13 protein-coding genes are annotated in these 13088 nt (G+C 64.5%); all 13 read right to left on the reverse strand.

Annotation, left to right across the window (positions count from 1 at the left end):
• Nucleotides 1-13: 13 nt before the first annotated feature.
• On the reverse strand, nucleotides 14-919 hold the full coding sequence (locus AC1Q6Z_RS07765; RefSeq protein WP_492647319.1) for an ABC transporter permease: 906 nt from the start codon (nucleotides 917-919) through the stop codon (nucleotides 14-16).
• Nucleotides 920-923: 4 nt separating this feature from the next.
• On the reverse strand, nucleotides 924-1877 hold the full coding sequence (locus tag AC1Q6Z_RS07770; RefSeq protein WP_492647320.1) for an ABC transporter permease: 954 nt from the start codon (nucleotides 1875-1877) through the stop codon (nucleotides 924-926).
• 4 nt (nucleotides 1878-1881) lie between these two features.
• Nucleotides 1882-3873 carry an ABC transporter ATP-binding protein gene (locus AC1Q6Z_RS07775; RefSeq protein WP_492647321.1) on the reverse strand — a complete coding sequence of 664 codons (1992 nt, stop codon included), beginning with the start codon at nucleotides 3871-3873 and terminating at the stop codon, nucleotides 1882-1884.
• A gap of 96 nt (nucleotides 3874-3969) precedes the next feature.
• Nucleotides 3970-4848, reverse strand: a complete 879-nt coding sequence (locus AC1Q6Z_RS07780) for an amidohydrolase family protein (protein ID WP_492647322.1) — start codon at nucleotides 4846-4848, stop codon at nucleotides 3970-3972.
• A gap of 30 nt (nucleotides 4849-4878) precedes the next feature.
• Nucleotides 4879-5682 (reverse strand): HpcH/HpaI aldolase family protein, encoded by an 804-nt coding sequence (locus tag AC1Q6Z_RS07785; protein ID WP_492647323.1) that lies wholly within the window; start codon nucleotides 5680-5682, stop codon nucleotides 4879-4881.
• A gap of 182 nt (nucleotides 5683-5864) precedes the next feature.
• Nucleotides 5865-7133 carry a hypothetical protein gene (locus tag AC1Q6Z_RS07790; protein WP_492647324.1) on the reverse strand — a complete coding sequence of 423 codons (1269 nt, stop codon included), beginning with the start codon at nucleotides 7131-7133 and terminating at the stop codon, nucleotides 5865-5867.
• A gap of 2 nt (nucleotides 7134-7135) precedes the next feature.
• Complete coding sequence (locus tag AC1Q6Z_RS07795; protein WP_492647325.1) at nucleotides 7136-7990, reverse strand: ABC transporter permease subunit; 855 nt, start codon at nucleotides 7988-7990, stop codon at nucleotides 7136-7138.
• Between the two features lie 11 nt (nucleotides 7991-8001).
• A complete protein-coding gene (locus AC1Q6Z_RS07800; protein ID WP_492647326.1) occupies nucleotides 8002-8790 on the reverse strand; it encodes an SDR family NAD(P)-dependent oxidoreductase in 789 nt (262 codons plus the stop codon).
• A gap of 13 nt (nucleotides 8791-8803) precedes the next feature.
• Nucleotides 8804-9781, reverse strand: a complete 978-nt coding sequence (locus AC1Q6Z_RS07805) for an ABC transporter ATP-binding protein (RefSeq protein WP_492647327.1) — start codon at nucleotides 9779-9781, stop codon at nucleotides 8804-8806.
• A 13-nt stretch (nucleotides 9782-9794) separates the two neighbouring features.
• Nucleotides 9795-10040, reverse strand: coding sequence for a hypothetical protein (locus AC1Q6Z_RS07810; RefSeq protein WP_256114523.1), 246 nt, complete (start codon nucleotides 10038-10040; stop codon nucleotides 9795-9797).
• 1 nt (nucleotide 10041) lies between these two features.
• Nucleotides 10042-11187 carry an ABC transporter ATP-binding protein gene (locus AC1Q6Z_RS07815; protein WP_492647328.1) on the reverse strand — a complete coding sequence of 382 codons (1146 nt, stop codon included), beginning with the start codon at nucleotides 11185-11187 and terminating at the stop codon, nucleotides 10042-10044.
• A 30-nt stretch (nucleotides 11188-11217) separates the two neighbouring features.
• Entirely contained in the window at nucleotides 11218-12075 is an 858-nt protein-coding gene (locus tag AC1Q6Z_RS07820; RefSeq protein WP_256114525.1) for a carbohydrate ABC transporter permease, read from the reverse strand.
• Nucleotides 12076-12086: 11 nt separating this feature from the next.
• Nucleotides 12087-13052 carry a carbohydrate ABC transporter permease gene (locus AC1Q6Z_RS07825; RefSeq protein ID WP_256114526.1) on the reverse strand — a complete coding sequence of 322 codons (966 nt, stop codon included), beginning with the start codon at nucleotides 13050-13052 and terminating at the stop codon, nucleotides 12087-12089.
• Nucleotides 13053-13088 lie beyond the last annotated feature (36 nt).

A 13088-nucleotide genomic window follows, 5' to 3' on the forward strand; every position in this document is an offset into this window, starting at 1 on the left:
ATGCAAAGCAGTGTCAGCGGTCCGAGCGCGCCTTCGGGTCGAAGACGTCGCGCAGCGCATCCCCGAACATCGAGAAGGCAAAGACCACCAGTGCGATGGCGAGGCCGGGATAGATGACGATCCACGGCGCGGTCATCGAGGTGTTGAAGGCGTTGCCGGCAAGCATCAGTCCCCAGGACGGCGTGGGTTCGGCAACGCCCAGCCCGAGATAGGACAGCGAAGCCTCGATAAGGATCGCCTGGCTGATGAAGGCGGTGAGCATCACAATGTACGCGCCGAAAATGTTCGGCGCCATGTGGCGCACGATGATGCGCAGGTCGCTGAAGCCGAGCGTTACGGCCGCGTCGATATAGGACAGGTTGCGGATGGTCAGCGCCTGCGAGCGGGCGACACGCGCCATCTTCGGAATGATCGGCAACGCGATCGCAAAGACGAGGTTGAGATCGACCCCATAGACCATGTTGCGCCCGAGGCTGGAGACGAGCACCAGGGCGAGAACCGTGATCGGGATCGCCAGCAGGATTTCCATGAAGCGCTCGACGATGGCATCGACCCAGCCGCCGGCATAGGCAGACGTGATACCGACAAAGAGCCCGATCGTGCAGCCGATGAAGCTCGCCGAAACGCCGATGAGGAAGGCGGTCCTGCCACCATAGAGGATGCGCGAGAGTAGATCGCGGCCAAAGCTGTCAGTGCCCATCCAATGGGCGAAGGACGGCGGCGCGATGGCGTTGCCGTAGTCGGTGGCGAGCGGGTCGTAGGGCGCAATCCACGGGGCGGCGAAGGCGACGACGAAGCCGAGCACGATCAGCACCAGGCCGAGCGCGCCGAGCGGCTGGCCAAGGATGTGTTTCATCACCGGCCCGCGCGGCTTGGGCAGGGTCGTCCAGAGTTCGGTTGCGGCGGAGGATTTGCGCATGGCTTCAGCCCAACTGGATGCGGGGGTCGATGACCGCATAGGCGAGATCGACCAGGAAATTGACGGCGATGAAGATCAGGGTGAGCACCATGACGATGCCCTGGATGACGATGAAATCGCTGCGCGACACCGACTCGATGAACAAGCGCCCGATGCCGTTGAGGCTGAACACCTGCTCGATGACGACGAGGCTTCCGACGAGCAGCGCGAATTCGAGCCCGATCATGGTGATCGTCGGCAGCAGCGAATTGGGGATGACATGGCGCCGGATGATGGTGCGCATCGCCAGACCCTTGGCGCGTGCGGTGCGCACGAAATCCTCGTGCATGGTTTCGATCACCGAGGAGCGCATCATGCGGATGAGGATGGCGGAGTAGCGATAGCCAACCGCAATCGCCGGCAGGATGAGCTGTTGCAGCGCTGTCAGCGGGTTCTTGAACAGCGAGGCGGTGCCGAGCGGCGGCAGCCAGTTGAAATACCACAGCATGGCAAGCGCCACGACCATGCCGAACCAGAAGGATGGCAGCGCGATACCGGCAATGGCGAAGGAGCGGATCGCGTAGTCGATAGGGCTTCCCGGATACATGCCGGCGAGCGTGCCGAGCGGTATGGCCAGCGCAATCGCGACGATCATGCTCAGCGCCGCCACTTCCAGCGTGACGGGCAGCCGCGAGAAGATTTCCTCCGCGACGGGCTTGCCGGTCCAGTGCGACTGGCCGAGATCGAGCGCGGCGAGCCCCTTCAGGAACTCGAAATATTGCACGATGAGCGGCTGGTCGAGGCCGAGGCGGGCGCGCTCGGCGGCGACGAGCTCCACCGAGGGGTTGCCGCCCTCGGCGCGCAGCATGGTCTCGACGAGATCGCCGGGCAGCACATGCAGCATGAAGAAGGTCAGCGTCGCCACGCCGAGAAGGGTGGGAAGGGCCAGAAGAAGCCGTCTGCCGATGAACTGGAGCATGATCTCAGACCCTTATGCAGGCGACGTGGTGGGTATCGGAAAAGGCGACGGGCGGCGGCACGACCTTCGCGCACGCCTCCACCGCCATCGGACAGCGCGTGCGGAAGACGCAGCCGGTCGGCGGATTGAGCGGCGACGGCAGCTCGCCAGTGATTTTCACCTCCGGCCCCTGCCCCGCATCCGCCGCGAAAGACGGCACGGCCGCAAGCAGGGCGCGGGTATAGGGATGGCGCGGCGTGGAGAAGAGCTCGGCGCGGGTCGCCGTCTCGACGACCCGGCCGAGATACATCACCGCCACGACATCGGAGATGTGGCGCACGACCGCGAGATCGTGGGCGACGAAGAGGTAACTAAGGCCGAGCTTCGCCTGCAAATCGGCGAGAAGGTTCATGATCTGCGCCTGGATCGACACGTCGAGCGCCGAGACGGGTTCGTCGCAGACGATCAACCGCGGGTTCATGCCGAGTGCGCGGGCGATGCCAACGCGCTGGCGCTGGCCACCGGACATCTGGTGCGGATAACGCTCCGCCATCTCCGCCGGCAGGCCGACCAGGTCGAGCAGTTCCTCGACGCGCGCACGGGCCTCGCCCTGTGACTTGCAGAGGCCGTGCACCAAAAGCGGTTCGGCGAGGATGGAGGCAATGCGGTGACGGGGATTGAGCGAGGTGGACGGGTCCTGGTAGACGACCTGGATCTGCCGCCGCAGCGCGACAAGATCCCGCTTGCCCGCCGACAGGATGTCCTGCCCCGCGAAATCGGCACGGCCGGAGGTGGCGCTCTGAAGCCTCAGCAGCGTGCGCACCACCGTCGTCTTGCCGCAACCCGATTCCCCGACGAGACCGAGCGTACCGCCCTGCGGAATGTCGAAAGACACATCCTCGACCGCACGCACCACTGCCCTGCGCTTCAGGTGAAAGTGGCGCGTCAGGCCACGCACACTGAGCACTGTCGTGCCAAACGTGTGCTCGGCACCTGCCGCCGCATGCTCTCCCTCCTGTGGCAGCACATCGACGACCGGATGGAAACAGGCATAGCGCCGGTCGCGGGTGACCGTATCGGCCGGCACACTGCCGCAGGCCGCTGTCGCCGCGCCACAGCGGGGGCTGAAGGCGCAGCCGGATGGGAAACGCGCCGGGCTCGGCGGTTGTCCGGGGATCGTGTGCAGCCGCGCCGCACGCGGCAGGTCGAGCCGCGGGACGGCCATTAGCAGGCCCGCCGTATACCGATGCCGCGGCTGGCGCAGCACATCCTCGACCGTGCCGGATTCGATGATCCTGCCGCCATACATGACGTTGACGCGATCGGCATAGCGCGCCACCAGCGCCAGATTATGGGTGATCAGCACGAGGCCGACGCCGGTCTCCTTCACCAGAGCGCGCAGGAGATCGAGGATCTGCGCCTGGATGGTGACGTCGAGTGCTGTGGTCGGCTCGTCGGCGATGATGACCTTGGGATTGCAGGACAGCGCAATCGCGATGACGACGCGCTGGCGCATGCCGCCGGAAAACTCGTGCGGATACTGGTCCATGCGCCGTTTCGGATCCGTCACGCCGACCCGCTTCAGGAGGTCGATCGCCCGCTCGCGTGCGGCGGCGCGGTCGATGTCCAGGTGTTCCAACATCGGTTCCATGATCTGGCGGCCGACGGTCATCAGCGGATTGAGCGAGGTCATCGGCTCCTGGAACACCATGGCGATGTCGCGACCGCGCAGCCGCCGCATCTCGCTTTCCGGCAGGCGCAGATAATCCCGCCCCGCAAGGCGCACCTCGCCGGAAAACCGCGTCGTCGTCGGATCGGACAGCAGGCGCATCACCGCGAGCGACGAGACGGACTTACCGCAGCCGGATTCCCCAACCAGCGCCACCAGCTCACCGGCCCGCACATCGTAGCTGACGTCGCGCACGATATGCAGCAGCCGGTCGTTCGAACGGAACTGAACGTTGAGATTGCGGACGGAGAGAAGCGGTTCCGCCGCGGCATCCGGTCGTGCTTGCATGGTTCCGGCCTCAGTCGCGTTGTGTTCCATGGCCGCTATGCTGGGTAATCCTATATACATCTGCGTGCCCTGCCAGCCGGTATCAATGCCGGTCCTTCATTCGAAGCCGAAGAGCCTGTTTGGGTTGTCAACGAGGATTTTCTGCCGATCGGCGGCATCCGGCGCCCATTCGACGAGAAGATTGAGCAATTCGCCTGTGTCGCGGCCCGATTTCGGGATGTGCGGCCAGTCCGATCCCCAGATGGCGCGGCTCGCATCCGTCTCGACGATCGCCTTCGCCACATGGGCGACGGCGCCGTAGCCCTTGTCCTTGGCGACGCGATAGGGGCCGCTCAGCTTCAGGTAACAATGGCTCTCCGTCATCAACGTCAAAAGTTTTTGGAAATCCCTCTCCGTCAGCCCGTCCTCCTCCATCATGTAGCCCATGTGGTCGATGACGTAGGGGGCGGTCAGCGTGCCGAGGAAACCGATCAGGTCGCGCACGACGCGGCCTGGCACGTAGAATTGCAGGTGCCAGCCGAGCGGCGCGATCTTCGCCGCCATCGCGGTGATATAGGCCTGGATCTCCGCGATCGGCAGGTCTGCGCGCTTGAAGAGATCGAGGCGCAGGCCGCGAATGCCCTGTTCGTGCAGGGCCTCCAGCTCGGCCGACGACACATCGTCCTCCACCATCGCGACGCCGCGCGCGTGTTGCCCGGCCACCTTCAGCGCATCGAGCATGCAGCGATTGTCCGTGCCGTAAAAGCTCGGCTGCACGATGATGTAGCGTTCGAGATGCAGCACCGTCATCAACTCGTGGAAATGATCGAGCTTGCCGTCGGGAAGCGTGTAATGCGGCTTCAGCACATGCGGATAAAGCGATTCCGGCCCGAAGACATGCATATGCGCGTCGCAAGCGCCCTTCGGCACCGCGAAGGACGGTCGGGTCAGGCCAGCAAGCGGCAGCATGGGTTCGGAGGTCAGCGGTTCAGTCATCGAGAATTTCCCTGCAATGGTCGAGAAGAATCAGGCTGAGATGGCGGCACGCCACCGGGCGATGCGCTGGTCGAGAACGTCGACGAAGATGTCGGTGTCGATGGCCGCGAAGACGTAAGGAGCGGCGCCGAGATCGACCAGTTCGCGGTAGTGATCAGGCCCCTGGAGGCCACCGATGATGACGAGCTTGCCGTGTTTCGCACCGGCCGCGATGGCCCGCCGGCAGAACGCGGTGATCGCCTCCGCCCGCACGTCGCCAAACATGTTCAGGTTCGCGGAAAGATCATTGAGGCCGAGCCCGATGGCGTCCACACCATCGACGGCGGCGATCGAATCGATATTGTCGATGGCATGGGCGGATTCGAGCAGGACCTGCAGGAAGACCGAACGGTTCGCCGCCTCGGCCCGCGCCTTGCCGTCGAGCCGTCGGAAGCCGAAGGGGGACGTCAGCGCATTGTGCGACCGGCCGCCTTCCGGCGGATAGCGGCAATAGCTGACGGCCTTGCGCGCATCCTCGGCCGTTTCGACCTGGGGGATGATCAGTCCGGAGGCGCCGCCATCGAGCACCCGCCCGATCACGCCGAAATCGCCCTCCGGCACTCGCACCCAGGCTTCCAGCCCAAGGTCGCGTGCCGTCGCCGTCATCTGGGCGGTCGTGTCGAGCGGAATAGTACTGTGTTCGAGATCGATCCAGATGGCGTCATAGCCGGAACTCGCCGCCATGCGCACGAAATCCACCGAACGGGCGGTACGGATCCCCAGCGAATAGCAAGGTTCCCCGGCCCGCAGGCGCTCGGCAAAAGTCCGGCCGTCGGGCGACGTCACATCCAGCATAGGCTCTCCTCCCATTCGGATGCGACTGTTCATCCGATGATCGAAGGCTAGCCCATGCCGGTGATTACCTCCAATTCACAAAGCGGGGGAATTGATTGCCGTTTCCAATCAGTGGCGATCTGCACCTGAAGAATGGATACCCCGGACGCTTGGCGCCTCCGGGGTTTCATGTGCAGCGTGCCTTATGCGTCTGCCTTGCTCTTCGTCGCGCGAAGGATTTTTGGCCCGAGCCAGCCGAGCAGAGGCAGAAGCGCGAGGCTGAGGGCGAGGCCGTCGTTGCGGGGCTGGACCACCACGATCTCGCGGTGAAAGGCGGCGGGGCCTTCTCCTTCCGAGCGGATTTCGCCACGCGATACACCGGCCTCCGCAGGCACCGAGACCGCGAAGGCTTTCAAGTCTTCCTTTTCGCCTTCCTTGGCGGCGCGGACCTGGTAGCCGAAGCCGGAGCCTTCCGTTTGCACCACCTTCAGGCGGGCGAGCGGCAGGTCCTGCGTCTCGGTGAAGCGGGCGGCGACGCTGTCGAGCGGTGATGCCGCGCGGCGGATCCAGACGTTTCGGCCCGAAACCGCATCCTGCTGCGGCGAGACGACCGGCAGGTATTCCGTCTCGTCGAAACGATCCGCCTCGGAGAGCGTCAGATAGAAGGTGGAGCCCGGCCGGGCGAAGATGCGCATGTCCGCACTGTTGGTGGCGATGGGCCGCGTCCAGCGCTCTTCGGGCACCACATCCGCGACGGTCACCCGGCGGCCGGCCATGTCGCCTACGGCGAGGCTGCGCGCGGTGCCCGGCACGAGCACGCCTTCGACGGAGAGCGCCATTTCGTATGCGCCGGCAGCGAGCGCAACGCGATAGGCCGCAGCCGGCGCCGTTACGAGCTTGAGGCTCGGCTTGAGCAGCGGGTCGGGCGCGTCGATCACCTCGACCGGCGCACCGCGCAGCCGTGCCGCCCCCGCTTCCAGGAGCTTGCGTTCATAGACACGCTGTTGCGCTTCAGCCTCGACATAGCGGCGCGCGAAGGTTCGCTCATCTTCCTGGTAAGCGCTGTAGGCCCTCATGGCCTCCGCGCCCCAAAGGAGCTGGCCGTTACCGTTCAGGGCGCCTTTGGGATAGAGGATGACATAGGGAGAAGGACCGACCTCGGCGACGGTCTTGCCGTCGCGCGTGATCGTGAGGACGCCGTTCACCTCCCGCCGTTTCTTCTCAAGGTCGACATAGACCTGCCGGGAGAGCGGCCAGTAATATTCCTGCGTCTCGACGAAGGAGATGGCGCTGTCCTGGCCGGCAAGCAGGTGCAGCGTCCCGGCCTGCGACGGCAGGAACATGTCCTTGAAGGTAAAGCCGTCCCAGACGCGGCCGGTGACGATGACGGCGTCTCTGCGCTCGGGCTCGATCGCTTCCGCGGCGCTGGCGGAGGAGAGGCACAGAAGGAGGATAGCAAGCAATCTCCGCATGACTAAGGCCCCTTCATTCTGGTGGCGATACAGGCGAAGAGCAGCAGGCCGGCCGTCAGCACGACGACGCCAAGGGACTGCGACAGCGGGAGCGCCTGCTGGGTGACGAGCCGCTCGGCCAGGAAGGCGATGCCGGCCACGGGCGAGAGCGCGTGGAGCAATGGAGTTGCAGCTTCCAGCAGCGCCCGCAGATAGAGCGAAAACAGGCTCATGCTGTCCGCCGGCATCGTCCGCAGCAGGCCGAGCACCACCTCATAGGTCGCAAGCAGCGCAACGAGCGCGAGATAGAGCACGACTGCCATGCGCACCGACGCGGTCATGCCGGAAACGGCAAGCCCCATCGCCATGACCGGCAGCACGAACAGGCCGTTTTCGAGGATGCCGGCGAAATCCCCCAACCCTGTCACGCCGGCGCCGAGGGGCTGGGCGGCAGCGAGATAGAGGCAGTAGACGGCGACGAGGGCAGCGAGCACGAGCAGTTCCGCGAGATATTTCGCGAGCACGATCACACTCGACGGCACCGGGCCGACGAGCAGGACTTCGAGCGTCCGGTGCTCGCGCTCCCAGCTAAGCGAACCCGCAAGCCGCAACCCCAGCACCAGGCCAAGGAAGGCCACCACCAGCGTGTTCAAGCCAGCCAGCGGATCGGCCGTCACCACGACGGACTCCGTCTCGAAGGTCCGTGCGAAACCGGCACCGTAAACGTACGCCATAAGGCAGAGCGCGCTCGCGACCAGCCAGAACCACACCGACGCGAACTTGGCGGCGACTTCCCGACGCACCAGCAGGAAGGTCTGCCGTCCCAGGCCGGGCGGGCGCAATCGCGGGGAAATGTAGGGCGGGCGAACGTGCTCCATGGCGCGACCGGTCACATGACGGTGCGGATCAGGCCGCCGTCGATCCTGAGCGCCGCACCATTGACGATGCCGGTACGCGTGCTGCCGATGAAGGTGACGAAATCGGCCACCTCCTCCGGCTTCGACAGTCGCTGGATCAGTGAGGTCGGGCGGTTCTCCGCCACGAAGCGGCGCTCCGCCTCGGCTGTGGGAACGCCGGGATAGAGGCCGGCGATGAGATCGGCCACGCCTTCGGTGCTGCATGGGCCGGGCAGTACGGAATTGACGGTGACGGCGGTGCCCTTGGTCGTTTCGGCAAGGTTGCGGGCAAGCGACAGCTGCATGGTCTTCGTGGCGCTGTAGGCGGGCATTTCCGGCGCGGGGTTGATGCCGGATTCGCTTGCCATGAACACAACGCGGCCGCTGTTGCGCGCCAGCATCTTTGGCAGGTAGTGCCGGGCGAGGCGCACGCCGCTCATGACGTTGACCTCGATCAGCGCATACCAGCGGTCGTCGCCGGCCTTGTAGATATCCACGGCCTCATAGATGCCGAGATTGACCACCAGCACGTCGACATCGGGGCAATTGGCGATGAGTTCGTCGCAGCCCTCCTTCGTGCCGGAATTGCCGACCGCCTGCTCCAGCCGCGCCTCCGGCACCTCTGCCCGGATGCGCGCAATGGCCTTGGAGATGGTGTCCTGGCTGCGGCCGTTGATGACCACGGTCGCGCCCTCGCGTGCCATGGCCGTCGCAATGGCGAGGCCGAGGCCGCCGGTGGATGCGGTAATCAGGCAGCGCCTGTCGCGATAGCCGAGGTCCATGGTCTTTTCCCTTTCAATGAACGAGCCCTGCGGGCTCCTGCCGGACCCGGCTTTCCGGCCGGGTCAAACCGATAAAGATGTCTTCGAGAGATGGCGTGGCAGCATCGACCGAGAGCACGGTGTATCCTGCGCTCGAAAGCAGCCGAACCGCATGCGCCCGCGCATCACGCCCGTCATCGGGCAAGCCGCGCAGCACGAGTTCCAGTCGGTGCGGCCCGGTTTGATGTACCCGCGCCACATCCGGCAGGCGGCCAATCCCCTCAAGGCATTGTGCGGCCGATTCGTAGAGTTCGATCTGAAGGCTGCCCGCCGAGAGGCCGGCCGGAAGCAACTTCCCCGGCCGTCCTGTTGCCAGAACGCGGCCCTGGCGCATGAAGACGACGCTGTCGCAGACCCGCTCCATCTCGGCCAGTTGGTGGGAGGAGAACAGCAGCGTCACGCCCTCAGCCCTCATCTCTCGAAAGATCGCACGCATATCGGCGACGCCGTTCGGGTCGAGGCCGAGCGTCGGCTCGTCGAGGATGAGCAGTTCCGGCCGGTGTAGCATCACGCGGGCAAGGCAGGCACGTTGCTGCATGCCGCGGGAAAAATTGCCGAGCCGCCGGTCGGCCGCCGCGGTGAGGCCGACGCACTCGATCACTTCCTTCACCCGGCTTCCTGTATCGGCGATGCCGTAGAGATCGGCGAAGAAGTGGAGATAAGCCCGCGCGGTCATTTCCGGATAGATCCGCGGCTTCTCCTGCAAATAACCGAACAGCACCCGCAGATCCCGCTGACGGCTGCCCTGCGGCACACCGAACAGCTCGATCTCGCCGGCATCCGGCGCGGTGAGCCCGACGATCATGTTCATCACTGTGGTCTTGCCCGCGCCATTCGGGCCGAGAAAGCCGGTGATCTCGCCGCGCGCCACCGAGAAGGTGGCGTCCTCCACGGCGCGTTTGGCCCCGAAGGATTTGGTGAGCGCGGTGACGGCAAGGGCGGGGCTTGTCACGGGATCATCCTTCTCAATAGGGCAGCGGCGTCACGTAGAGCCGGGCCAGATTGATGACGATCATCGACACGCCCGCCGCCAGCAGGAACTCCATCGGCCAGGCGAGAAGTTTTGCCCGGTCGTTCCAGAGTTTCAGCGAGACGATGACGATGACGGCGATCAGTGAGGCGGGCCAATGCGAGACATCGCCGGCCATGACGGTGCAGGAGCCGAGCAACAAGGCCAGGATGACGAGAAGGATGACGTTGGACCGGTTCATGTCAGATATCCTCTCTCGAAACGTCGCTGCCGGCGGCCTGCGCGATGGTACGGCCCGTCGCGGGATCGAACAGATAGATCCAGTTCGGATCGAAGCGGGCCGCAAGCGCGCTGCCCTCGTCCTTCGACAGATGGGCCGTTTCGGTGGTGGAGCTGCGGGTCGTCACCATGACGGAACCGCATTGAAGCACGTAGAGATTTTCCGCGCCGGTCGGCTCGAAGGAATAGAGCTCGGCGACGATGCGGTGGTCTGCATCCGGCGTTTCGCGGATCGCGATGTGTTCCGGGCGGATACCGAGACGCACCGGCTGGTCGACGAGGTCCGCAAGGTGGTTGCGCGCCACCCAATCGGCATCGAGCGGCACCGCGAAATGCTCGGTCATCGCGACGATTTTGCCTTCGAGGCGCGCGATGCGGGCGTCGAGAATGTTCATCTGCGGCTCGCCGACGAAGGTCGCGACGAATTCCGTTGCCGGCCTCTCGAAGATTTCGCGTGGGGTGGCGAATTGCAGCATCTCGCCGTCCTTCATCACGATGATGCGGTCGGCCATGGTCATGGCTTCCAGCTGGTCATGTGTGACGAAGATGGTGGTGACGCCGACGGTCTTCTGGATGTGGCGCAGCTCGGCGCGCATCTGCCCGCGCAGCTGGGCATCGAGATGCGACATCGGCTCGTCCATCAGGAAGACGTCCGCATCGCGCACCAGCATGCGGGCGATCGCCACGCGCTGGAGCTGGCCGGCCGAAAGCTGGTCGGGCTTGCGTTGCAGCACTTCGGTGATCTGCATGGTGCGCGCGACCGCCTCGACCTTTTGCGCGATCTCTGCACGACCCAGCCGCCGAACTTCCAGCGGATAGGCGATGTTGCCGAAGACCGTCAGGTGGCGGTAGAGGCCGTAGTCCTGAAAGACCATGCCGACATTGCGGTAGCGCGGCCGGAGGAACGTGACGTTGCGCCCGCCGATGGCGATGCGCCCGCTGCTCGGCATTTCAAGGCCGGCGATCATGCGCAGCGTCGTCGTCTTGCCGCAGCCGGAGGGGCCGAGCAGGAAGACGAATTCACCATCGTTCACGGTGATGTTGACGTCGTCGACGGCCTTGAACGCGCCGAACTGCTTCATCAGACTGTGGATCTCGATATCAGCCATGATGGCGTTCCATTCTGTTGCGGAAAGAGGTCATTTGCGCACCACGCCCTGCGAGAGCCCGCTGATCAGCTGGCGTTGCAGCAGCAGCACGAAGAGGATGAGCGGCGCGGTGATCAGTACGACGGCAGCACCGAGCACGTTCCAGCGGATGTCCGCTCCGATCGAATAGGCCATGATGGCGGGCGGCATGGTTTTCGCCTGCGTGCTGGTGAGGAAGGTCGCGAAGGCGAACTCGTTCCAGGAGAGGATCATGACGAAGATCGAGGTGGCGGTGATCGACGGCATCATCAGCGGCAGCGTGACCTTGCGGAAGGCGGCAAACCACGTATCGCCGTCCACCATGGCGGATTCCTCGTAGCGGCGGGGAATGTCGCGGAAATAGCCGGTCAGCATCCAGACCACGAAGGGCAGCTGCATGGCCGTGTAGAGGAGGACCAGGCCTGCCAGCGTGTCGAGCAGCCCGGCGGTCTGGAAGGTGACGAAGATGGGGATGAGCACCGCCACCGGCGGCATCATGCGGTTGGTCAGCACCCAGAAGGACACATCGTCCCGGCCGGTGAAATCGTAGCGCGCCAGCGCATAGGCGCAGAACATGCCTATTGTGACCGAGAAGAAGGTCGAGGCGAGCGAGACGATCACGCTGTTGAAGAAGTTCTTCATGATGCCCTTCTCGACGATCAGGTAATGGAACGCTTCGAGGGAGGGCGTGAAGAACCAGGCGGGCGTGGCGGAAGATGCCGAGGCGCCGTCCATGAAGCCGGTCATGACCACCCATAGATAGGGCACGAAATTGACCAGACAGACGAGGATGAGCACCAGGTAGACCCACCAGTTGCGCTGCACCAGCGGCGCTGCGGGCGATTCCATATTGTAGGTTGGCTGCTTCATGGCGGCTCTCCTTACTCGGCCACTTCGGTCTTGGACCGGAAGACGCGGATGAACACGAAGCTCATCACGATGATGATCATCATCATGATCAGCGACAGGGCCGCAGCCTTCGACGCATCGAAGAATTCGAGGCCGGTCTTCGTCAGGAAGACATTCATGGTGGTGGTGGCATTGCCCGGTCCGCCGCGGGTCATGATCACGATCAGCTCATAGGTGCGGAAGGCATCCATGGTGCGGATGACGACGGCGATCAGGATCGCCGGCCGGAGCAGCGGCATGGTGATGGTCCAGAACACTCGCCACGAGCTCGCGCCGTCGATTTCCGCCGCCTCGTAGGGCTGGCGCGGAATGGAGGCGAGGCCCGCCGACAGCATCAGGAACATGAACGGCGTCCATTCCCATACATCGACGAACACGAGGGTCTGGAAGGCGATCGTCGGGTCGGACAGGAACGGGATTTCACCGAAGCCGAGGGCCTTGGTAATGCCGCCGACATAATAGGTCATCAGGCCGGCGCCGGGATAGAACATGTAGCGCCAGATGAGGGCAGCGACCAAGGGCGGCAGGATCATCGGGATGAGGATGAAGACGCGCATGAAGGCGATGCCGGCCAGTTGCCGCTGGAACAGCAGCGCCAGCCCGAGGCCGAGCCAGAATTCGATGAACACCGCCTGCACCGTGAACAGCAGGGTCTTGCGCAGCGCATGCCAGAATTCCGGATCCTGGATCAGCGCCTGGTACTGGTAGAGCCCGACGAAGATGCGCGGCAGGTACGGCTTGGAGAGGATGACGTTGTGGCTCGCGATGTAGAGCGAGTAGAGAAACGGATAGATGCCGATGGCGAACAGGATGATCAGCGTCGGCGCCATCAGCACCCAGGGGAAGACCGCTCGGTTCGAAGGGCCGAAACGGGACAGGATGCCCCTATGGCTAAGCGCCATCGGCGGGGCTGTTGTGGTGCGTTCCGAGATCGACATGTCTCAGTCCCTTTGAATTGCGGTTGGAGAGGCAGC

It is taken from the genome of Shinella sp. GW835-FHT14H05, assembly GCF_058793575.1.